Source organism: Parahaliea maris (assembly GCF_008064665.1).
GTDB classification, from domain to species: Bacteria; Pseudomonadota; Gammaproteobacteria; order Pseudomonadales; family Halieaceae; genus Parahaliea; species Parahaliea maris.
This window is the reverse complement of sequence record NZ_VRZA01000004.1, coordinates 178366-199093: the sequence shown is the minus strand read 5'-3', so window position 1 is coordinate 199093 and position 20728 is coordinate 178366. Positions and strand designations below refer to the sequence as shown.

At 62.1% G+C, this 20728-nt stretch carries 20 protein-coding genes and 1 tRNA gene; 8 read left to right on the top strand and 13 right to left on the bottom strand.

Going from position 1 to position 20728, the window contains the following annotated elements; translation table 11 throughout:
* The first annotated feature begins 9 nt into the window (after positions 1 to 9).
* Complete coding sequence (locus FV139_RS12700; protein WP_148068828.1) at positions 10 to 681, top strand: PaaI family thioesterase; 672 nt, start codon at positions 10 to 12, stop codon at positions 679 to 681.
* 1 nt (position 682) lies between these two features.
* Here the strand turns inward: FV139_RS12700 and FV139_RS12695 are convergent, their stop codons facing one another.
* The 4 genes from FV139_RS12695 to FV139_RS12680 form a co-directional block, all read right to left on the bottom strand.
* On the bottom strand, positions 683 to 1960 hold the full coding sequence (locus tag FV139_RS12695; RefSeq protein ID WP_148068827.1) for a hypothetical protein: 1278 nt from the start codon (positions 1958 to 1960) through the stop codon (positions 683 to 685).
* A gap of 114 nt (positions 1961 to 2074) precedes the next feature.
* On the bottom strand, positions 2075 to 3202 hold the full coding sequence (locus FV139_RS12690) for an acyl-CoA dehydrogenase family protein (protein WP_148068826.1): 1128 nt from the start codon (positions 3200 to 3202) through the stop codon (positions 2075 to 2077).
* A gap of 23 nt (positions 3203 to 3225) precedes the next feature.
* Positions 3226 to 4461 (bottom strand): acyl-CoA dehydrogenase family protein, encoded by a 1236-nt coding sequence (locus tag FV139_RS12685; protein WP_148068825.1) that lies wholly within the window; start codon positions 4459 to 4461, stop codon positions 3226 to 3228.
* 126 nt (positions 4462 to 4587) lie between these two features.
* Entirely contained in the window at positions 4588 to 4815 is a 228-nt protein-coding gene (locus FV139_RS12680) for a SlyX family protein (protein WP_148068824.1), read from the bottom strand.
* Positions 4816 to 4889: 74 nt separating this feature from the next.
* Between FV139_RS12680 and FV139_RS12675 the strand changes: the two genes are divergently transcribed.
* Positions 4890 to 5264 carry a translation initiation factor Sui1 gene (locus tag FV139_RS12675; RefSeq protein ID WP_148068823.1) on the top strand — a complete coding sequence of 125 codons (375 nt, stop codon included), beginning with the start codon at positions 4890 to 4892 and terminating at the stop codon, positions 5262 to 5264.
* Here the strand turns inward: FV139_RS12675 and FV139_RS12670 are convergent.
* Entirely contained in the window at positions 5217 to 5552 is a 336-nt protein-coding gene (locus FV139_RS12670) for a hypothetical protein (protein WP_148068822.1), read from the bottom strand. The two genes, FV139_RS12675 and FV139_RS12670, sit on opposite strands and share 48 nt — an antisense overlap.
* A 79-nt stretch (positions 5553 to 5631) precedes the next feature.
* On the opposite strand from FV139_RS12670, the gene FV139_RS12665 reads away from it, so the two are divergent.
* The gene (locus tag FV139_RS12665) at positions 5632 to 6033 is read left to right on the top strand and encodes a hypothetical protein (RefSeq protein ID WP_148068821.1); all 402 of its coding nucleotides are present in this window, start codon (positions 5632 to 5634) and stop codon (positions 6031 to 6033) included.
* Positions 6034 to 6051: 18 nt separating this feature from the next.
* Here FV139_RS12665 and FV139_RS12660 read toward each other — a convergent pair whose 3' ends face one another.
* Positions 6052 to 7989, bottom strand: a complete 1938-nt coding sequence (locus tag FV139_RS12660; RefSeq protein WP_148068820.1) for a transglycosylase SLT domain-containing protein — start codon at positions 7987 to 7989, stop codon at positions 6052 to 6054.
* A 279-nt stretch (positions 7990 to 8268) separates the two neighbouring features.
* Between FV139_RS12660 and FV139_RS12655 the strand changes: the two genes are divergently transcribed.
* Positions 8269 to 8883 (top strand): TetR/AcrR family transcriptional regulator, encoded by a 615-nt coding sequence (locus tag FV139_RS12655; protein WP_148068819.1) that lies wholly within the window; start codon positions 8269 to 8271, stop codon positions 8881 to 8883.
* A gap of 5 nt (positions 8884 to 8888) precedes the next feature.
* On the opposite strand, the gene FV139_RS12650 is transcribed toward FV139_RS12655, so the two are convergent.
* A complete protein-coding gene (locus FV139_RS12650; protein WP_148068818.1) occupies positions 8889 to 9149 on the bottom strand; it encodes a hypothetical protein in 261 nt (86 codons plus the stop codon).
* Between the two features lie 168 nt (positions 9150 to 9317).
* Positions 9318 to 10931: a hypothetical protein gene (locus tag FV139_RS12645; RefSeq protein WP_148068817.1), complete on the bottom strand. Its 1614-nt coding sequence runs from the start codon at positions 10929 to 10931 to the stop codon at positions 9318 to 9320.
* Positions 10932 to 11131: 200 nt separating this feature from the next.
* Here FV139_RS12645 and FV139_RS12640 point away from each other — a divergent pair, with 200 nt between their 5' ends.
* The gene (locus FV139_RS12640; protein WP_187276519.1) at positions 11132 to 12127 is read left to right on the top strand and encodes an AraC family transcriptional regulator; all 996 of its coding nucleotides are present in this window, start codon (positions 11132 to 11134) and stop codon (positions 12125 to 12127) included.
* A 22-nt stretch (positions 12128 to 12149) separates the two neighbouring features.
* Here the strand turns inward: FV139_RS12640 and FV139_RS12635 are convergent, their stop codons facing one another.
* Positions 12150 to 14387, bottom strand: a complete 2238-nt coding sequence (locus FV139_RS12635; RefSeq protein WP_187276518.1) for a TonB-dependent receptor — start codon at positions 14385 to 14387, stop codon at positions 12150 to 12152.
* A gap of 224 nt (positions 14388 to 14611) precedes the next feature.
* A tRNA-Arg gene (locus FV139_RS12630) sits at positions 14612 to 14688 on the bottom strand.
* 622 nt (positions 14689 to 15310) lie between these two features.
* Here FV139_RS12630 and FV139_RS12625 point away from each other — a divergent pair.
* Complete coding sequence (locus FV139_RS12625; RefSeq protein ID WP_148068814.1) at positions 15311 to 16075, top strand: DUF2189 domain-containing protein; 765 nt, start codon at positions 15311 to 15313, stop codon at positions 16073 to 16075.
* A gap of 42 nt (positions 16076 to 16117) precedes the next feature.
* Here FV139_RS12625 and FV139_RS12620 read toward each other — a convergent pair whose 3' ends face one another.
* Positions 16118 to 16486, bottom strand: a complete 369-nt coding sequence (locus FV139_RS12620; protein ID WP_148068813.1) for a hypothetical protein — start codon at positions 16484 to 16486, stop codon at positions 16118 to 16120.
* An 87-nt stretch (positions 16487 to 16573) separates the two neighbouring features.
* On the bottom strand, positions 16574 to 17236 hold the full coding sequence (locus tag FV139_RS12615; protein WP_148068812.1) for a glutathione S-transferase family protein: 663 nt from the start codon (positions 17234 to 17236) through the stop codon (positions 16574 to 16576).
* Positions 17237 to 17468: 232 nt separating this feature from the next.
* Here FV139_RS12615 and FV139_RS12610 point away from each other — a divergent pair, with 232 nt between their 5' ends.
* Both FV139_RS12610 and FV139_RS12605 read left to right on the top strand, forming a co-directional pair.
* Positions 17469 to 18686 carry an OmpP1/FadL family transporter gene (locus FV139_RS12610; RefSeq protein WP_187276517.1) on the top strand — a complete coding sequence of 406 codons (1218 nt, stop codon included), beginning with the start codon at positions 17469 to 17471 and terminating at the stop codon, positions 18684 to 18686.
* Positions 18674 to 19678: a hypothetical protein gene (locus tag FV139_RS12605; RefSeq protein WP_148068810.1), complete on the top strand. Its 1005-nt coding sequence runs from the start codon at positions 18674 to 18676 to the stop codon at positions 19676 to 19678. Before FV139_RS12610 ends, FV139_RS12605 begins: the two co-directional genes overlap by 13 nt.
* A gap of 13 nt (positions 19679 to 19691) precedes the next feature.
* Here the strand turns inward: FV139_RS12605 and FV139_RS12600 are convergent, their stop codons facing one another.
* Positions 19692 to 20699: an HAD family hydrolase gene (locus FV139_RS12600; protein WP_148068809.1), complete on the bottom strand. Its 1008-nt coding sequence runs from the start codon at positions 20697 to 20699 to the stop codon at positions 19692 to 19694.
* Positions 20700 to 20728: the final 29 nt, after the last annotated feature.

Here is a 20728-nt window from a genome sequence, read left to right as displayed (position 1 = left end):
GAGGTAACCATGTTCGACTTCTACACCGGCGTATTCAATCCCTTCGCCTCGGAGGAGATCAGCCCGCCACACACCCGCGAGTGGGCTGCCAAGCGGCGACTGGCGGATGCCCTGCGCAACCTTGCCGAACTCGCCGTGACCTCCGACGCCAGCGTCGAGCAGATCGAGGAGAGCGCAACCCGGCTTGAACAGATCGCCAGCAACCTCGCCAGTGCCCCGCGCTGCCTCGGCACGCTGGCCTTCATGGCCAATGGGGAACACGGCAGTTACGGCGAAATCAATCACGAGTTGAATGCGGTGGGCGGCCAGAGCAACCCGCTGGCCCCGGGCCTGAATCAGTGGCTGGAAGGCGATGTCGCCCACGGCACCGTGTGCTGCGGATACGCCTATGAGGGACCGCCGGGCTTTGTCCACGGCGGACATGTAGCGGCCATCCTCGACCAGTTCCTGGGGATGGCGCAACTGGCCGGCGGTCGCCCGGGCATGACCGGATCGCTGACAGTGCGCTACCTGCGCCCGACTCCGCTTAACACAGAGCTGCGCCTGCGGGCCGAGGTGGTGCAGAACGAGGGACGTAAAACCGTCATGCGGGGGGAGATCAGCAGCGAAGGCGAGGTGACCGCCACCGCCGAGGGGCTGTTCATCGAGCCGGGCCGGCCCATCCAGGACCTTGGGAGCTGAATCAGTCTTCGACAGGCTCTTCACCGCCAACCGGTTGGCGGCGATAGGCCGTCACATTAAACCCCGGCGTATCCAGGGGGTGCGGAGTCGGTATATCGGGATCCACCAGATGACTGCGAGCGGGCCGCGGGGGCGTGTCCCTGCCCGTTTCCGGCTCACTGGTATCGAGGGTCGGGCCAGGTGCCGGGCGCCTGAGCACCTCGGGAGCCTCCAGGTCTGCGTCAACTAACGCCACCTTCGGGACTTCCGGCTGGCCTGGCTGCGCGTCTGGCTGGTTTTCTGGCGGCTCGTCTGGCTGCCCGTCTGTAAAAGCATCGGGAATCTCTGCCGCGATAAAGCTCAGGGGCTGCAACCGCGCCGGGGGCGCGTCATCGTCGTGCCTGGCCACCGCCGGTGGGCTGACGTCCAGCCTGCGAGCCTGCTCGGCCAGGGTGCCGGCGAGTTCCGCGGCGATACCGGCGGCTGCACGGTCGCGATCCATGTCCGGGCTCTGGTTGACGGCCACAGCCACCTGTTCCACCGCCTGGGCGGGTACAGCCTCGGGCACAGGGGCCGATGAGGCCGGTGCCTCTTCCTCCCGCTGCTGACGCAGGTGCAGGCGCTGGCGCAGCACTTCATTGGCGCAGGCATACCAGCGGCCACACTCGGCAGATTCGGCGGGATTGGGCATCCGGTGTTTGCGGAAGTTGCGCTGGGCCAGCATGAAACGTTGCTTGACCGCGCGATAGAAGTGAATGTGGCGTTCGGTTTCCAGCGCATTAAGTTCCTCCCCACGCCGGATTTCAATCAGCTGGGGCGGCAACTGCCCCTGCAGGGAGTGCAGCAGGTCCGCCAGAAAGCAGAGGCGAAAAGCGGCCTCCGCTCCGTATTGCCCGGCGGTGTCGCAAGGCAGGTACAGGTAGTCACCCAATTCAGAAAAACCACTGGTGCGCATCAGCAGGTTGACGCTGTCGTTGAGCGGCCCCACCGCGAGCTGTCCGTCGACGATAAAGTCCACGCCGCGGCGCATGGCATCCAGGGTCGCGGTGGCGCGCTGCCGCGGGCTGGCTTCCCACTCGATCTGGACGAAGCGCCTGCTGTTGGCGCGCAGGGTTGCGGCGAAGGCGTTTTGCGGACGGGCGGGGATGACCGGGTCCGGGGCGTCGGCGTCCGGTGGAATGCCGTGGCGGGGGTTCTCCAGCGTCAGGCGTTCCATCCAGCTGGCGAAGGGGGACTTGCGAAACAGCACCAGGTCGTCGGCACTGAAACTGAGCTTGTTATCGGCACTATCGCGTTGCATCGGGCCCCGGCAGTTGTTCGTTAATACGATGCAAACAGCAGGGGCAGATGTCCGCCCCGGCCGTTTGTGTATTTATATCGGAAGCCCGCAGCGCTGTCCACGCTGCGCGTGTAATCAGGCGGCTGGAGCGAGCAGAATGTCGGCCAGCTGTGCCCGATGCCAGGCGCCATCGCCCCACAGGGCCTGGCTGTGTTTCTGGCGCTTGAAGTACAAATGAACGAAGCACTCCCAGGTAAAACCGATACCACCGTGATATTGCACGGACCGGCTGGACGCAAAGCCCGCGAGGTCGCTGGCACTGGACTTGGCCATGTGCGCGAACTGCGCCACTTTTTCCGGCTCGTGATCGTAGGCACAGGCGGCGTTGTACACCAGCGAGCGGGTTTCGTCGGCCATGATCATCACATCCACCAGCGGGTGCTTGACCGCCTGGAAGAATCCGAGGGGATGGTCGAACTGCTTGCGGGTGCTGACGTACTCGACGGTGGTCTGCAGCTGCCACTCTGCGGCCCCTGCCATGTCCGCCGCCAGCAGGGTCCAGATCGCCGGCAAAGCCTGGTTGACCGCGGCAAGGCCGTTGCTGCCGACGCAGGTGGCCAGGGCCCCGTCGAACGTGACCCGCGCCTGGTCGCGGGTGAGGTCGACAATGGCGTCTGCCTCGATGGTGACCCCATCGGCCCCCGCGTCAACCCAGTACAGGGCCAGACCGCCCTCTGCCCTGGCCAGGGCCAGGATGCGATCCACTTTGCCGGCGTCCTGCACAAAGCAGGCAGTGCCGGAGAGACGCCCGCCCTCCGCTGCCAGGGGCGTATCTCCCGGCAGCCAGCTGCCCGAGGGCCCGGTCAGCGCCAGGGTCGCGGACAGGCCGCCGCAAATTTCTTCGAGCGCCCCGCGGCCCTGTTCGCCACAGGCGGCCAGGACATAGGTTGCGTTCAACGTTCCCAGCAGGGGACAGGGAAAGGCAGCCCGGCCCAGCTCTTCTACCAGGCCGGCCACGGCCACCAGCGGCATGCCCAGGCCACCGGCCTGTTCCGGCACCGCCAGCATGCTCCAGCCCAGCTCCACCATCTGGTGCCAGAGGTCTTCGCGCCACACCAGTTCGGGGCTGCGCTCGGGGTCGGGGTTTTCCGCTACCAGCCGGTGCAGTGCATCCACTGGCAGGTTGTCGGCAAAAAATTTGCGTGCGGAATCCTTGAGCAGGCCCGCTTCTTCGCCAAAACCAAAATCGTTCGGTTGTGCCATGTTGTTCTCCTTATTCGAGCGGCTCACTTGGACTTGGGCATGCCGAGCACGCGCTCGCCCAGGATGTTGCGCTGCACTTCACTGGTGCCTGCAGCGATAGTCATGCCGAAGGTGTTCATGTAGGCCAGGGGCCACTGGCCACCCGCCGGCGCGTTGGGATCGGCCAGGTAGAGGGAGGCCGCAGCACCCTCTATGTCCAGTGCCAGCTCGGACATTCCCTGGGCGATCTCGCTGGCCAGCAGTTTGTTCTGCAGGGGAATCCGCATCGGGTGATCCAGCAGGGCCTGCACCCGGGAGCGTCGCTGGCTCTGCTCGAAGGCCTTTTCCCGGATGGCCAGTTGCATCATGCGATCTCGCAGCAGCGGGTCGTCGGCCGCCGTTGCGGCTCCCCGGGGGGTGTTGCGAGCCAGCTCCATGACCGCCGCCGCATTGACCTCGTGGGTCGCTTTGCTCTTCATGCCGCCGGAACGCGGTGTTTGTAGCTCGCCCGCCCCGCGCTCGTGCAACAGCGTAGTCATGGCCACCTGCCAGCCCTTGCCCAGTTCGTCCAGGCGATAGCTGTCATCCACTTCGAGGTCTTCGAAGATCACCTCGTTGAAGCCGGTTTCCCCGGTGATCTTGATCAGCGGGCGCACCGTGACGCCCTTGCCCAGAGCCTCCCGGATCGGGACCACAAAGTAGGACAGACCGTCGTACTTGTGGGACTTGTCGGTGCGCAGCAGGATGATCATCCACTCGGCAAAGTGGGCCAGGGAGGTCCACACCTTGTGCCCGTTGATCACCCATTTGTCACCCTTGCGTTCAGCAAAGGTCTGTACGCTGGCCAGGTCGGAGCCGGCACCGGGCTCACTGAAACCCTGGCACCAGATATCCTCTCCGGAAAACAGGCGCGGCAGCAGCCGTTGCTTGAGTGCTTCCTGGGCGTGGTAAAACACGGTAGGCGCCGCCATCCCCAGGCCGATAACATTGGGGAAGAATGGCGTCTGCGCGCGGATCATTTCCTGGTTGGCGATACGCTGGCAGTCCTTGCGCCCGCCACCCCCGACCTCCTCCGGATAGTCGCAGCCCACCAGCCCCGCATCGTAGGCCGATTTCTGCCAGGCCTGCAGGTAGTGGAGCTGAGGCTCCGTCATGATCTCCAGGGCGCTCTGGGGCAAGCGTACCGGGGGCTCCCCCGGCTTGTTGGTCGCCAGCCAGTCTCGACAATACTGACGAAACTCGGCCTGTTCGGGGCTATCTATACGCGCTGACTCTGACATCAGGACTCCTTGTGATTATTCGATGAATGACCGGGATGGCGAGGTCCGCAGTTTGCTAAATGGCGTCGGGCGCCGCAACTGGCATTATCAATAGTCGCCCCGCCACTGCGAGGGCCCGGGGCGGGACTAGTAGTGAGGCGGGCGCTCCTGCTCTGCCCCCGGGCCGGGAAGGTCGTCGATGACGGAGGCATGCTCGTCCTGGCGCTGCTTGAGCAGTTCGACCTGCCGCCTCAGCAGGAGAATCTCCTGTTGCTGGGCAGAAAGGGCGCTGTTGAGCGCGCTGAGGGTATCGTCCTGGAAGGCGAGTTGGCTCTGTAGGTCATGGAGCTGTGCCAGGATGGCGTCGTCGCTCATGGGGGATCTCCGTTCAAAATGCGCTGGCAGGCTAATATACTGCCGCCACTTTCACAAAGCACTGCGAGAACAGCATGGCAAAACGGGACAAATCCTCCGGCAACGGCAGCCGGCTGGTGTACTCCACCGATGTGGGCCGGCGCTGCCCCCAGTGCGCCCGACCGGTGGCGGAATGTGTTTGCGGCAAGGACCGCCCGGCCTCGGTGGGCGACGGCATTGTCCGCATCCAGCGCGAAACCAAGGGGCGCGGGGGCAAGGCCGTGACCGTGGTGAGGGGGCTGCCCCTGGCCGGCGCTGAACTCAAGGCCCTGGCCAAGGCCCTGAAACAGCACTGCGGGGTCGGTGGCGCCATCAAGGACGGCAATATCGAAATCCAGGGGGATCAGCGGGAGGCGATTCGGTCAAAACTGGAAAAAAAAGGCTTCACGGTAAAACTGGCCGGAGGCTAAATAAGAGCATATTGCTACATTTGACGAAGTTAGCCTTTCTTCATTGGTATATGGCAGCATATTTCCTGATTTTTTATATCCTATATGGCTAACAAAACTATAAGTTACGTTATTCTTTCCAAAATCTTCTAAAGAAAACCCTCTCAACTCGTTATTTTTATTGGATTTATTTTTTTGCTGTGCTAAAAATGACCCTAAGGGCGCGCATCGTTCGCTAAGTTCGGGGGCAACACCGGCGGCAACGGCGTGAAAAACGGACAAGACCACCCCGCCCTGCTTTATCAGCACGATGCACCGCAAGGTGCGAAAGAAAATGAGTGAAACGGCAGTATCTGACGGATTTGACATCCCTGCGAGGAAGTGGGTTATGTACGTTACCGCAGAGCACCTGAGGGACCAGGTCATACGACCAACCCTCAAATACCTTGGTGTCTGGAACCCCGGCACCGAAACTCTCCTGCTGGACGCCGCTGTCTCGGCGCCTGATCTCGGCCTGTTCTCGGCGCGCAAGGACGGCCTCGGCCTGTTCCATATCACCGCCGCACAGCACCGGGACATCTGGGATCGCTACCTGGCCTTCAAGCCCGAGATGGCGAGCCGGATACGGGGGCTGGCGAGCCAGAGGGCGTTCCTCAGCGACCCGGACAGCGAACTGACCACCAACCTGAGCTACTGCACCGCCATCGCCTGGTTACTGCACCAGCGCGCCGCCGGCAGCAATCGCCAGGACGCGCCACAGCCTGCCAGCGCCGCTCGCTTCAGCGCCTGAGCGACTGCCGCAGGTACCTCAGTACGCCGCCGAGCGCTCAGCCGCGCTGAGCACCGGTGTCGGCTCCTCCCCCATGAGGTGCTGGAATACCACCGCGTATTCCAGAATCGTCTTCACGTAATTGCGGGTTTCCCGGTACGGGATGGTCTCCGCCCACACTTCCACCGGCACCGTTTCACCAGCCTTGTTGCGCCAGCGATCCACCCTGCTCGGCCCCGCATTGTAGGCCGCGAGGGCAAACAGGCGGTTACCCTGGTAGCGCTTGAGCAATTCGCTGTAGTAGGCACTGCCCAGCATCACATTGTGATCCACCTGGTAGAGGGCATTGCTGCTCGAGGATACGCCCAGCCGCCGCGCCACCTGCCGCCCGGTGGCCGGCATGATCTGCATCAGGCCGCGCGCCCCGACCGTTGAGTGGGCCCGCGGATAGAACGAACTCTCCCTGCGCGCGATCGCCATCAACTCGTGGCTGGGCACGTTGCGCAGCGAGCCATAGCGCTGGAAAATGTCGCTGTAGGAGGTGGGAAAGCGCAGGTTGACCGCGTTCCAGGCCCGGGCCTGTCCCGCCGCGGCAATGGCCATGTTGTGCCAGCCCTGCTCCGTGGCATAGGCCCCCAGCCGTAACTGCTGCTGCGGGTCATTGGCATACACACCCAGTAAGAATGACCACTCCGCCTGCATGTTGGCGGGCTCCTCCTGGAAGTCCAGTTCGATGGCGCGCTGCAGCCCGGGCAGATTGAGTAATTCCGCCCGCTGGGTATCATCCAGTTCCAGGGGCTCCTCATTGAAGCGATAAGGCACGCCGAGGCGGTCCGCGGCCAGGAAACCGTAGTAGTCGCGCTCCCTCGCCAACTCGGCATAGGTGCCGGTGGCAAGTTCGGTCTGCCCCCGCTGATCGTAAATGCGCGCCTGCCAGTAACGCCACTCCTTACGCTGCCGCCCCTCCGCCGATAGCTGTGCCAGCGCCCTGTCCATGCCCGCCCAATCCTGCTCCTCCAGTGCCCAGCGCAGGCGGATCTCGACCAGGCCGTCGTCACCGACCCGCCCCAGTGCGTCATCCAGCCAGGCGCGGTTGACCTCCGATTTGGCAAACAGGCTGCGCAGGGCGATGGCCGACTCGACCATCTTTACCTGCTGCCCGGTGAAGGGCATTACCGGTTCAAAGCGCTGCCAGTAGTCCAGCGCCTGCTCTGGACGATAGCGGGCCAGGTACACCAGTCCGCGCACCAGGACATCCCTGGAGCGGGGATCGGCGACCGGCAAAGAGAGATTTCGCATGCCGCGGGGATTGTCATAGACCTGCTGGAGCCTGTCCGCCCAGGGGCCCAGCTCCGAACTGGCCTTGCGCGCCACATAGCGCATCAGCGAGCGCTCCCGCGCATCGAAGGCCAGCAGCATGCGCTCCCATACTGCCGAGTCGTCCAGCTGCCCGGCTTTCATCCAGGCCGAAAATAGCGGATCGCAGGGTTTGGGGCGAGACTCGCCGTGCACCCACAGGCGACGCGCCCCTTCCCAGGCCGGCTCGGTAAACCCGGTGGCGAGCCGCGCGCGGAAGTAGTAGCACTTGAGTTCGATACTGTTGGGTTCGGCGGGCATCAGGGCCAGAAAGTCATCCCAGCGCCGGTCCTTCCCGGCGCGCTCCAGGTAGCCACCCAGAAAGCGATTGGTCAGCGGGCTCCCCTCGCTCGCGCTGACAAAGTCCATGGCCTCCTGGCGGGAAATCCGGGGAGACCTGCGGCGCAATTCGTAGTAGTCGAGGTACAGGGCCAGCGGATAGCCGTCGAGCGTAGCGCGCAACCTGCGGTATTCCGAGGTTCGCCCTTTTTCCAGAGCCTCCTGGGCACTCTGGTAGGCCGTTCGCCACTCGTCCAGTGCTGCTGGCGCCCCCGTTGACATGCTCGCCCAGCCCGAAACCACCAGGGCCACCACCAGAACCAGCCAATTTTGACACCGCAAAGAAGCTTACCTCGTCGCCACACCGCCGCCATACATCGTGGGTGAACCCCACACCAGATGCACCACAGAGTGATACGGAGACTCGGCGATTGCAAGCGACCGGGGGCGAAACTGGCGGCGCGCAATGAGAGCCGCGGCCATAGAACCCGGCCGCCCCGATAAGTTAGTTATCAGGCGTTAATTTTTGTGCAATTTTTCGTCAGAATGTCCACAGAAATTGCGCCAGCGGCGAAATGATCGCTTATTATTTAACAATCACTTGATAACAAGATCGCACAGATGAGCCAGGTTTCCCGCAAAGGCGAGCGCACCGCTGCCGCCATACTCGACGCCGCCGAGCAGCAGTTCGCCAGTAAAGGCTATCACGGTACGTCCCTGCGCCATATAGCCCGGGAAGCCGGCCTGCAGGAACCGGGAATTTACAACCACTTCCAGGGCAAGGAAGCCATCTACTCCGCCGTACTGCACCGTCTGCTGGACCCGGTGGGCACTGAGCTGTCGCGACACCTCGCGGCAGCCAGATCGCTGCCTGAGATGATCGAACTACCCGGTCTGCTGATGGACCTGCTGGTCCGTGAGCCCAATCTGGCCCCCCTGCTCCAGCGCGCGCTACGCGAGGAAGCCGGCCTGCCCGGCAACACCGTACTCCATCGCTGGCTGACCCGCCTGTTCAACGAAGGCATGGCGGCGGCGGTGGAGGTGACCGAGGACATCGACCTGCAGCGCGAACGCATGGTGATCAACATGCTGGCCCTGTTCAATGTAGCCACCGGCTACTTTGTCTCTGCCCCGGCATTTAGCCAGCTGGAGGCCGGCGACCCACTGGACAAGGACAACATCAGCCGCCAGAAGCAGCTGCTGCACAGGATAATGCGGGCGATGATGGTCAGTTAAAAGACCTACTTCCGCTGCCAGGTTCCCTCGTCCATCTGCAGGCCGAGTTTGTCGGCGCACTCGGACTCTACATCCCCGGCGTCACTTGCCAACCCCGCCATTCCGGCCACGCCCGCGCTGCGGGTTTCATTGCGGATACAACCTTCCATCAGGCGCGCATTTTCCCGGGCCTGATCGGTGGGCGAGAGGGACCGGGGCTGCATGTGGTTGGTGTAGTACCAGTAACCAATGGCGACCACGGCAATGAGGGGCAAGAGTCGTAGCATGGTGCTTCACCTGCAAGTCAGACTTTGTAGTGTGAAATACAAGCTTAGCTTCTTCGCAGCCGCACTGCTGAGAACCGCCCGCCAGCTAAGGCTCGAGCCCAGATACTGCCCGCGTGAAGGCTTTAGCCAGTCTTCGGCCAGCAAATTGTCACGGTCGCTTTACACGGATCAGTTTTCCGGCTCCGGGAGAGGATGCGCCAGGATTGTTTTGATGTCGCCGCGTATCAGCCCGGCAGTAATCCCGGTCATGGTATTGACCTGCCGCATGAACTGGTCAGGGTCGAAATAATCTATCCCTGCGGCGCTGGACCAGTAGGCGCCCATGGAGACCATATTGGATGCGATTACCTCGATGCCTAGCCGCCGAGGGTGGTGCCCCAGGCCGAACCAGTGTCCCTGTGATTGCCCATGTACTCCGGGAACATCGGTCGCGCGCAGGACCTGGTTCCGTGGTTGGTGTTGCTCCAGCGCACCACGTGAAAGCGCTACCAGGTCCCTGTAGGGAGTGACGTAGAAGCCTCCGTTCTCCATCTGCCCCGTCGGTAGATAGCGGCCGTTCCGTTCGGCGTACTCGACCTGACCCAGGTGTTCCAGGTGCACGCTGGCAACCAGGCGGCCATGCGCCGGCGCCAATGCGCCGCCGGCCCCTAGCACGCGCTGGATGTCGTAGCCCGGCAACGCCGCCTCCCGATCTGGAATGAAGTGCCGACTGTCGAGAAACAGCATCAGGCTCTTGTCGCGATGCCGCTGGTCGATGCGGGAAAAGTAATGCAGGATCGAGAGCAGGCCGAGAGGCCCGTTCTCCTGAGAGATCGAGGGGCCGTCGGTGTGGGAAATCATCAGAATGATTTCATCGTCGTCGCTGCCGTAGTTGCGCCCCGGTAGCACGGCGGCCAATTGGTAAGCCTGTGTGGACTCCTCTTGAGCATCGAGAACCAGGATCCCATGACGGGCGCTTTTCGCGGCGGAGATGACCTCGGCGCCTGCCTCGCGGCCTAAGTACAGCGTAGGAACATTGTAGATTGCCGGTACCGGGAAACTGTACAAACCTCTAACACGCTCGTCCGCCATATCAAAGATCAGCACGACTCCCGCCGCTTTGGTCTGTTTAATACGCTTCAGGTAATGCGGCTCCGGAAAGGGTAATTTACCCTGCAGATTGGCGGCAAACAGTTGCGAGGCAGTACTCGACGAGACGGTATCCTCCACCTTCAGCCACTGACCCGCGCGATAGGGGTAATCGGCCGGCGCATACAACCAGTCCGGCACCTGGCGCTGGAAATCGGTAGGGGCAACCTGGAGAACAATGATCTTGCCTGCCAGCACGGCGGGATCAGGCAGGGCCTCGAACTCCTCGCCAGTCACCACGACAAGCTCGGCCCTGACCCCGTTGGGCCCGGTGTCTCCGGAATTGGCCCCGTAGTTGGCAACATCAATCTGCCTGTCGCCGATGCGAAGGGACCAGCCGCTGCGGTCGGGCCACTCCGAAGTATGCCAACGGTTATAGCGAAAAGTGTTACGTCGCAGGTCAACCATGCCCAGCTGTCCAGCTTCGCGCTCTATCAGTGCGAGGTAACTGTTCCAACCACTACTGCCAGCAAAGGTCGGACCAAACTGGTCCTTGGCCTGATGCCATGCCACAACCTGTTCACGGGATATCGTCAGCGGTGCGCAAAAGTTTTGCAGGCAATCACCTCCCGTCGCCGCCGCTGTCATGAAACTGTAAACTATCCCGATGTAAGCTACACTGACCTGCATCAACCTGATAATAATACGGTACATATAACCGCTTCCTCTCACCTCGGCCCCCTGAAACCGGACCAGTCATTAGTTACGCGCGCGTTCTTCTGGCATCGGCTTCGACCGCAGCACACCGGGAGGGGCATCGGCCCAGGCAACTCCCAATTTCCATTCAACAGGCCAAAGGCATGCTCGCACAGGCAACAAATCAGGACTCGAAGGCACCGGCCAACCCGGAGGGGATGGCCAGAACACCCTTGAATCGCCTGCTGGCGATCGCTGCTACCGAAGGCCTGGACACTGGTGAATTGTTCGATCGGGTCGGGGTAGACCCGAGGCTGCTGCTCATCAAGGGACGGCCAATCGATCGCAGCCAGTACCTGTCCGTGGCCAACGCGCTGCTCGAGGCCCTGGACATACCCGATATCGGTTTTCGCTCGGGAACCTCTTTCCGGGTCAACGATCTGGGGGTTCTCGGCCATGCCATGCTCAGTAGCGAAAACATCGTACAGGCCATCCAGACCTACCTTCGCTATCGCTCCGCCTTTGGCTCCACCTTCCCGGTACGGGCCTTGATCCATGAAGGTCAGCTGGCCCTTACCGCAGAAATCGCCCTGCCGGACAGTCCGCTGAAACGCTACCAACTGGAAAACTGGCTGCTCACGCTCACCGCTCTGCGCGAGCTGGTGAGCGAGCCGGACGCCCTGTTTCGCTCGATCAGTTTCGCCTATTCCGAACCGGCTCATAGCGACCGGCTGGTCGAGCAGTTCCGCTGCCGCCTCCTGTTTGACCAGCCCGCATCGCTGGTCGTATTCAACCCGGAACTGACCCGCGCCCGGCTGAAATTCGCTTGCGAAAGCGTACACAGACTGTGTGCACAGGAATGCACTCGAGCGCTCAGAAACCTGTCGCGCCCCGACACCCTCGATGTGGCGGTCAAATCCATGCTGGTGGACGTTTCCACCGACTTCCCCTCCCCCGCCGACCTCTCCGCCCGACTCAATATCAGCGAACGCACACTGCGCCGCCGGCTGGCCGACCTCGGTACCAGCTACAACAAATTGCTGCTCGAGGCGCGCATGGAACTCGCCGCCGCCTTCCAGGCCAGTGGCGCGAGGAGTATCAAGGACATCGCGCTCAGTCTCGGCTACAGTGAGGTAGAGAGTTACCACCGCGCGTTCAAGAGTTTCCATGGGGTCACCCCTGGGCAATTCGAGGCGCGGCACACCGACCCCTAGTCTCCGGCCGCGCCTGCCCAGCTCAGAACTGCCAGTTCACGCCTACGCCGTACATACGCGGCGCACCGAAATAGGCGCCCTGCATACCGACGAGAGTACGTACGCTGCTGCGGTACTCTTCGTCGGCCAGGTTTTTGCCATAGAGGTAGACCGACCAGCCACGGGCGGGATCGCCGAGGCTCACCCTGGCGTTTAGCAGGGTGTAGCTTTCAGCCTGCAGTGCCGGAGTGTTCTCGATATCGCGATAAGTGGAGTCGGTATAGGTCGCCCACATAGAAGCGCGCAAATCAAAATCGCCAGCATTGCCCTCCCAGGTGATATCACCGGTCAGGCTGGTGCCGGGCGTACCGGGAAGCTCATTGCCTATGCGCGCCTGTGCCTCGGCGGGATCATCACTGTTCCATTCGGTGATTTCCGAGTCCAGCACAGTTGCCGACAGGCCGGCGGACCAGTGTTCGTTGATCAGATACTTGATATCCAGGTCGAGACCCATCACTTCCGACACCGCGGCGTTCTGGGTAACCGCTTCGGTAATCCCGTTGCCAAGATCTAGGATAGCGAGCACCTGCTTGTCGGAGTAATCGTAGTAATAGAGCGCCGCGGAAACATCCAGGGTATCGTCCAGCAAACGGGATTTTACGCCGAGTTCATAGGCCAGCAGTTCTTCTGCGTTGTAAGGCAGGAAACCGATTTCCTCAACGATGCCAGAGCCGTCGAAGCCACCGCTCTTGAAGCCTCGACTGACAGAACCGTAGACCAAGGTGGCGTCCGAGGCCGTCCACGACAACTTCAGCTGACCGGAGACGTCCTGGTCGTCGTAGTCGGATTCGCCGAAAAGGCCACCGGCCACTTCCGGGTAAACCGCGGCCACGATGGAGGTGCCGAAGGGATCGTTTTCCCAGGAACCGCCCTCGTAACGTTTTTCCTCGTCGGTATAGCGCAGGCCACCAGACAACAGCAAACTGGGACTTAACTGCCATTCAACCTGACCGAACACAGACCAGCTCTCGTCATCCTGGTCATAGGCCGAAATCAACTCACCCAGCAGGTAGTCCCAGCTGCTAAGGGAACGGTGATAGTCGATACTGTCCCGGGTCGCGTTGAGACCCGCCAACCAGTACAGCGAATCCCCTTCGCTGGAAATCCGGAACTCCTGACTGAAGCTGCTTACGTCCTCGTCGTAGGTGGGCTGCGCCAGACGCAGCGGCACGAAGTCTCCGACCGAGTAATCCCTCGACAGGCTTTCAACGCCGGTCAGCGAGGTAAATGTGAAAACGTCGCCTTCCCAATTGAGTTCGAGGGACGCACCGCGATTGCGGGCATCCATTACACCAGCGAGGTCATCGTAATCGACGTGTATCGCACCTTGTTCAGGCTGGAATACACCCAGCGGATCGCCGTTGAGATTGGTCGAGTTGACGATTTCAGATCCGTCATTGGCGTAATGTACCCGCAGGTCCACCGTCAGGCGATCGCTGGCTTGCCAGAGCGCGGAAGCACGACCGGCCACCACGTCCTTGTCACCGTAGTCTGACTTGGCGGAGATGGATGGAATTGCCGGTATCACGCCCGGCGCGCGGCTGAATCCGGCCGTGCTGTCCACGGTGCCCTCGCGCTGAATATAACCGCCGCCTTGAGCGGAAAAACCGGCGAAACGCAGCTTCAGAGAGTCGCCGATGGGCGTATCAATCGCGCCCTGGAGGGTGGTCTCGCCATAGCGGCCGTAACTCAGGTCGACATGTCCGCCGATGGCGTCACCAGGCTCGACTGACACGAAGTTGATCGCGCCGGCAATGCTGTTGCGTCCGTACAATCCGGCCTGGGGGCCTTTCAGTACCTCGACCCGCTCCAGGTCGAAGAGCGGCATGCCCAGATACGAGCCAAACGGTAGGTAGACGCCGTCAATGAATGCGGAGACGGAAGGGTTGTTGTTGATCCACGGGTCTGTCGAGCCAATGCCGCGAATCGCTATGACCGGGTTGTTGGTACTGTTGCCCCGGGCGATATCCAGGGCTGAGGTATTGACGCTGAGATCAGCGAAATCCTGAATCCGTTTCTCGTTGAGGTCGTCGCTACCCATAACCGTCATCGATATCGGGATGTCGGTAGCGGACTGTTCGCGCTTCTGGGCGGTGACCGTTACCTCCTCCATCACCAGCCACGGGACTTCCACCTGACCGAAAACTGCGGAAGCACCCAGGGTGCCGGCTATCGCCAAGGCGAGCCTAGAGTGTCGTTGTGGAACGTAAGGAGTTGCCATGTTACAAGCCTCGCATTGCCGTGCGTGAGTTTCAATGCAGGCAATGCTAACAACGACCCGATTACACACGTATGACATAGGTGGCCAAGCTATTGATGCGAGTGGCCGCTGGGAACAAGTGTTCCCGACATACCAGATAGGAACGCTCAATCTGGCGCTTACGTTTTTGTGGGCTCGTTTGAGGAACGATATATTAAAATTTTTATTGAGTATTCAGTGTGTTATGGCCCGCCCGGCAGGAGTCGAACCTGCGACCTTGGCCTTAGGAGGGCCCTGCTCTATCCGTCTGAGCTACGGGCGGGTAACTCTGGAGAAGCCGCGCATTATGGGTAGTGAATTCGGACATGGCAAGCCTTCGGCTTGCTCCTGCTCCCGCTGCGCGGTCCAGCCACGCATCGCAGATGCGCGGCGTTCGGCTGCGCGCAAAGCTGACGCTTTGCCAACGCTTGCCTCACCCGTCTGAGCTACGGGCGGGTAACTCTGGAGAAGCCGCGCATTATGGGTAGTGAATTCGGACATGGCAAGCCTTCGGCTTGCTCCTGCTCCCGCTGCGCGGTCCAGCCACGTATCGCAGATGCGCGGCGTTCGGCTGCGCGCAAAGCTGACGCTTTGCCAACGCTTGCCTCACCCGTCTGAGCTACGGGCGGGTAACTCTGGAGAAGCCGCGCATTATGGGTAGTGAATTCGGACATGGCAAGCCTTCGGCTTGCTCCTGCTCCCGCTGCGCGGTCCAGCCACCTTGCAGACCACCTCATAGCCATCTATACCTGTAAGTGATGCCGGCCCGGCGCTGTACGGGCCTGTCCCGTGCGGGAACAGGGTGACAGACGGCACAAGCCTTATCGACACCGGCATTGCCAGGGATTGGACAACCCCCGTCTGTCGCCGTCACTGCGGCTGAATTGCCGCGGGAGGGATTTCCCATGGCCACTTACAGTCATCACCATGAACCGCTTTACCAGGTCCACCAGATACCCATGTCGAGGCCCTTCGTCTGGCTCGGACGCGGGTGGCAGGACCTGATTCACCATCCCATGGCCAGCCTGGCCTGGGGCGCGCTGGTCTCGGGGCTGGGGGCCCTGATCCTCGCCTACGGGCGCCACCCCTACTTCATCGCCGCCATGGCCTCGGGTTTCCTGCTGATCGGGCCGGTGATCACCGCCGGTCTGTGCGAGCTGTCCCGGCGTCGGGACAGTGGCGAAAAAACCGAAAGTTTCGAGGACTCCCTGACCCCGCTGCGCCACAACCGCAAGAGCCTCGTCGAGTTTGCCCAGATCCTGCTGCTGATCTCGCTGATCTGGTTCACCGTGTCCGCCAGCATCCTGTTCTTCACGCTCGGGGATATTGCACCCGCCGTGACGACCACCGTGTGGGGTGACGTTATGATGAGGCTGAGCGCCCCCCAACTGCTGCTCTATATCGGCAGCGGGGCGGTACTGGCGTTGATGGTCTTCGTGCTGTCGGTGGTCACTGTGCCGATGATTGTCGATCGTCACGTGGATGCCAGCACGGCCATGCGCACCAGCCTGAAAGTCAGCCTGCGCGACGCACCGGCAATGATGGTCTGGGCTGCGCTGGTCACCGGCCTGGTCGTGGTGGGCTTCGCCACCGGCCTGATCGCGATGGTGGTCATTTTCCCGCTACTGGGGCACGCGACCTGGCAGGCCTATCGCGATCTGGTCTACTGAAGGGCTGGCACCCGGACCAGCCGGGCACCGGCAGAAGAGGGATTACAGGCGGAAGCTGACGCCCACGACCTGGGTGCAGGCCTGGCTGTCCACAAAACTGCGCAGGCGGGCGTGGATTACCTCCGCGTCCTGCTCCGGCAGGCCAAACATCAGGCCGTCGAAGTAGCCAAGGGCCTTGGCGTAGATCACATCACCCTCTTCCGGCTCATAGGAATCGAGGACTTCCGAGCTGAGTACCTCGAAATCGTCCGGAGTCAGGTAGCCCAGGGAGTCCTGCGCCAGCACACAGGTCAGGTGGCGAGCCGCCACAAACTCGTCCGGGCCAAGGGAAAGCGCCTGGGCACGCAGAGCCACCAGCGGCAGGAGCAGTCCGAAGGTGAGGGTTAACAGAGATGTAGGGAGGCGTCGCATGTGAGTCCGCTGGTTAATTCAAGGTTGCGGGCGCAACAATACTAAGCCTCCGTTACACTAATATGACAATCGAGTGAATTTTTTCGTTCAGGCCAAACGTTTAGCCACGTAGGCCATGAATTCGGGCGCATTGGCCTGCTGGTCGGCATCAATTTTCCGGGCAATGTCGGTATCGGCCATCATTGCGTCCCACTCCGCCAGGCCCGGTACGGCCGCCAGTACATCCAGATTGAGGTGTGTCGGCCCCACCAGCTTGGGAATGGCCAGGGCATAGCGCAGGAAAATGTCCGCCACGCTCAGTTCTGGCCCCGCCACATAGGGTGAAAAGGCCGCCAGGACCTTCAGTCCATTAACGCCGCGCTCCATGGTCTCGCGGACCTCGGTCAATGTCGCCGGGGGAATATCGGCATTGGCAAGCACCGCTGGCAGTAGCCGGCGAGCCGACAGCTCGAGGTAGAGCTCCGACAACTTGGTGATGCGACGCACCCGGGCCCGGTCCTCGGCATTGCGCGGCAGCAGGGCCGGCTGCGGGTAGGCGTCCTCCAGGTACTCCAGCAGTACCGAACTCTCCGACAGGGTGGTGCCCTGGGCCGTCTTCATCGCCGGCACCTTGCCCATCGGGTTGACGGCGGCCAGTTCAGGGGAGCCGGGGTAGGTAATTTGCTCGTCGAAATCCAGTCCCTTGACCATCAGGGCGTGCTTGACCATGTTGTGGTAGTTGCTGAAGGGAAATCCATAGAGGGTGATCATGCTGTTGTTCTCTCTTTAGTGGCTGGGGTTAGGAACCGGGAGCAAGCTGAACAGTATAGGCCTCCTGCGGGCATCCCGCGCTACCCGTTTCTGTCTTGCCCCAGGGCAAATTTGCACCCCCCGACGCGAGCATAACGCCAGTGCTGGTCTACTATTAATGGACGGTGGTTTGCGGCCGGCTCCGGCCTGTGCCTCGATCGCACCACCTTGCCTCCAGGGGGATTCAAGCGCCATGAAAAGACTCTGCGCCATTGCGCTGGCCACTGTCGCCAGCCTCGGTCCGTGGCAGTGCCTGCACGCCGGCGGGCTATGGCTGAATGAGTACGGCGACCCCGCCAGCGGGCGGGCAGCGGCCGGTGCCGCCGCCGGCGTGGATGACGCCTCCACCATGCTGCACAACCCTGCCAGCACCATTCGCCTGGAGGGCAACCAGCTGCTCGCCAGCGCCGCCCTTTTGCAGCCCGTATTTGAGTTTAACCAGGACATGACTGGCACCCCCGGGCCCGGGGGTGGCAACGGGGGTGATGCAGGCGTGCTCTCGCCCACCGGCGGTGTGTTCTACGTGCATGACAGCGGCAGTGACAACTGGCAGGCCGGGCTCTACTTCAGTGGGCTGGCGGGTCTGGGGCTGGACTACGACGACGACTGGGTCGGCCGCTACCAGAGCATTGAAAACAGCCTGCTCATAGCGACCCTCGCCCCTACCGTCGCCTGGCGCTTCACGGACCGTCTGTCACTGGGTGTGGGCCTGCAGTACTACGTCGCCACCCTCGACCTGAGCCTGCGGGTGCCAAACCCCCTGCCCAACCGGCCCGACGGCCGAGCCACACTGGATGGCAGTGATACGGATTTCGGCTTCACTGCGGGAGCTCTGTACGAGTGGTCTGAGAGCACCCGGATCGGGGTGAATTACCAGAGTGAACTGAGCCCGGACTTTGGTGGCCAGCTCGAACTCAAGGGCCTGGGTGTCGCGGTGGATACCAACACCGAACTGACCCTCGCCCAGAAAGTCCGCCTGGGTATCTACCACCAACTCAGTGATCGCCTGGCACTGGATATATCCCTCGGCTGGGACGACTGGAGTGCTCTGGACAAGGTGTTCGTGGCCGTCGGCAGTACCGGCGCCAGCCTGGACAAAAATTCCCGGGACACCTCCCACGCAGCGCTGGGTTTCCAGTACCAGCTCAATCCCCGCTGGCTACTCACCGGAGGTGTGGCTTATGATACGAGCCCCATGGAGTCCCGTTTTCGCACAGCCGATATGCCCCTCGACCGCCAGGTGCGGGTGGCTGTGGGCGGCGAACTGATCCTCAGTGAATCCCTCAGCGTCGGTGGTTATGTCAACTACGCAGATGTCGGCCGTGCCCACATCGTAGCGCCGCAGTTTCAGGGTGACTACGAAACGACCGACATCTACCAGCTCGGCATGAATGCCAGGTGGCATTTCTGAGGGAGAGCTGTACAGTCTCGCGGTCGGGCCGCCGCCAGTTCCGACTGGTTTTCACCCTGCTCACCTGCCTCGGTTCGCTGATGCCCGTCGAGCCTGCCCGAGCGAATGGCCTGGTAGATCGTGTTGTCGAGGATTTCCAACAGAGCGAATTCGTCTTCCAGCGCTCCGGCTCACTGGTCCCCTTCCCCCCCGTCGCCACCATTGGAGGCAGCCAGTATGGCAGTGCCGAGGTCTCCCGTTCAGACCGGGGTGAAGCCATCGAGTACGACCTGTCCACCATCTCCCAGGCTGCGGGCATTCCCTGGCTGGTGACCGAACGCGATGCCGTGATCGTCGGTGAATACCTCTCCTGGTCAAAATTTGACCTGAAGAATGGCCCACGGGACAGCTTCAACGTGGCCACGGTGGGCCTGCCTGTCGGCTGGCTGCGGCAGGTCAACCCGCGCTGGCAGACCGCCGCCTTTGTCATGCCCATGGGCCACAAGGCCTCGCTGCCCGACGCGGACTGGAGCTGGCAGGTCCTGGGGGGCGCCTTTGCGCGCTATGTGCAGACCGACCGCCTGTGGTGGGCCTTTGGCGTCTACGCCGATATCGCTCCCGGAGAAGACTTTTTTGTGCCCTACCTGGGCGCCTCCCTCTCCCTCAACAACCACTGGACTCTCAGCGCGGTGATGCCCTGGCCCGCCATACTCTATGCGCCCGACGATAACTGGCTGTTTCGCTTCGGGGTTACGCCCTCCGGGGCCTCCTGGTCAGCGGCCCCCTCGGGCACGAGCGACGATGTCGCCATGAACCTGGACGCCTGGGACCTCGGCCTGACCGCCGAAAGACGCCTGCTGAAAAACGTCTACCTCGGGCTGGAGGCCGGTGTGGGCGGGTTCCGGGGCTTCCGGGTGAACGACAATTCCTCGTTCGAGGATATCGAGGTCGATGCGGGCTCGAGCCCGTTTGTCCGCCTGCAACTGAAGCTGCGCCCCGGGTTGTTTGACTAGCGAGCAGCTCCCGTCACTCGGGGAAGATCCTGCGCCAGTCCTTTTTCATGTCCACCACTACCCAGCCGCGTTGTGGCGCTTCGTCCAGCGCCTGGTCGAGTCCGCCGACATGGGAGCCGTGGTCATAGGCATATTCCCGCTCGGCGTCCGTGTGGTGAAGAATCAGGCCGAGACGGGGCCTGGTATCGCCAGCGTCTCGTGGCATCGTGGTGTACTGCAGCATCTGCAGGTCGCCGTCGGAATTGCCTGCGGCAAAAATCGGCCGACGCCCGATGTGGCGGTAGATACCGACCGGCTTGCCGGCCTTGTCGTCGATCAGGGAGATTCCGGCATCACGCACGATGACCGGAACACCATCGCGCATCTCAAAATGCGCTTCCAGCGTCGTACCGACCACCTGCTCCGGGGGAATGCCGTAGAGTGGTTCGGAGAACGCCCGAATGAAGTCGATACCCCCTCCCGACACGATGAACACCTTGAAACCGTTCGAGCGCAGGTAGTCGAGCAACTCCAGCATGGGCTGGTAGGCCATCTGTGTGAAGGGGCGCCCTGTATCCGGATGCCGGCTGGCCTGCAACCAGTCGCTCACCTCGGAATGGAAAGCGTCGCCAGTCACTCCCGCATGGGATGCCATGAGGATTTTCATGACACCCTCCATCCCGGAGGCCATCAGGGCCTTCATATCGCCGGCCAGTGCGCTTTTAAAAGGTTCTTCCCTCGCCCACTCGGGATGCTCCGGCGCCATTTCCCGCAGGCGCGCCATGGCAAAGAAGGCCTGGAAATACACCGGCTGCTCGGCCCACAAGGTGCCGTCGTTATCGAAGGTCGCGATTCGCTCGGCGGGGGGCACATAACCGTCACTGCTCTCCCTGGTAACGTTATTCACAAAGGCGACGATCGCATTCTTTGCCGCACCGTCCTGCCAGGAAGGCAGTACTTCACCTGCCAGCACGGTGACAGACCAGAGCAAGCTGGTCAGCGTCAACGCTACCAGCCGCAAACCCGATCCGATGATCGACATCCTGTATCCCCTGTCACGCTACCGTTGAG

Excerpts from the sequence above, each read along its gene's own strand:
- FV139_RS12700 (WP_148068828.1), top strand. The coding sequence starts at position 10 with ATGTTCGACTTCTACACCGGCGTATTCAATCCCTTCGCCTCGGAGGAG.
- FV139_RS12695 (WP_148068827.1), bottom strand. The coding sequence starts at position 1,960 with ATGCAACGCGATAGTGCCGATAACAAGCTCAGTTTCAGTGCCGACGAC.
- FV139_RS12690 (WP_148068826.1), bottom strand. The coding sequence starts at position 3,202 with ATGGCACAACCGAACGATTTTGGTTTTGGCGAAGAAGCGGGCCTGCTC.
- FV139_RS12685 (WP_148068825.1), bottom strand. The coding sequence starts at position 4,461 with ATGTCAGAGTCAGCGCGTATAGATAGCCCCGAACAGGCCGAGTTTCGT.
- FV139_RS12680 (WP_148068824.1), bottom strand. The coding sequence starts at position 4,815 with ATGAGCGACGACGCCATCCTGGCACAGCTCCATGACCTACAGAGCCAA.
- FV139_RS12675 (WP_148068823.1), top strand. The coding sequence starts at position 4,890 with ATGGCAAAACGGGACAAATCCTCCGGCAACGGCAGCCGGCTGGTGTAC.
- FV139_RS12665 (WP_148068821.1), top strand. The coding sequence starts at position 5,632 with ATGTACGTTACCGCAGAGCACCTGAGGGACCAGGTCATACGACCAACC.
- FV139_RS12655 (WP_148068819.1), top strand. The coding sequence starts at position 8,269 with ATGAGCCAGGTTTCCCGCAAAGGCGAGCGCACCGCTGCCGCCATACTC.
- FV139_RS12650 (WP_148068818.1), bottom strand. The coding sequence starts at position 9,149 with ATGCTACGACTCTTGCCCCTCATTGCCGTGGTCGCCATTGGTTACTGG.
- FV139_RS12645 (WP_148068817.1), bottom strand. The coding sequence starts at position 10,931 with ATGTACCGTATTATTATCAGGTTGATGCAGGTCAGTGTAGCTTACATC.
- FV139_RS12640 (WP_187276519.1), top strand. The coding sequence starts at position 11,132 with ATGGCCAGAACACCCTTGAATCGCCTGCTGGCGATCGCTGCTACCGAA.
- FV139_RS12635 (WP_187276518.1), bottom strand. The coding sequence starts at position 14,387 with ATGGCAACTCCTTACGTTCCACAACGACACTCTAGGCTCGCCTTGGCG.
- FV139_RS12625 (WP_148068814.1), top strand. The coding sequence starts at position 15,311 with ATGGCCACTTACAGTCATCACCATGAACCGCTTTACCAGGTCCACCAG.
- FV139_RS12620 (WP_148068813.1), bottom strand. The coding sequence starts at position 16,486 with ATGCGACGCCTCCCTACATCTCTGTTAACCCTCACCTTCGGACTGCTC.
- FV139_RS12615 (WP_148068812.1), bottom strand. The coding sequence starts at position 17,236 with ATGATCACCCTCTATGGATTTCCCTTCAGCAACTACCACAACATGGTC.
- FV139_RS12610 (WP_187276517.1), top strand. The coding sequence starts at position 17,469 with ATGAAAAGACTCTGCGCCATTGCGCTGGCCACTGTCGCCAGCCTCGGT.
- FV139_RS12600 (WP_148068809.1), bottom strand. The coding sequence starts at position 20,699 with ATGTCGATCATCGGATCGGGTTTGCGGCTGGTAGCGTTGACGCTGACC.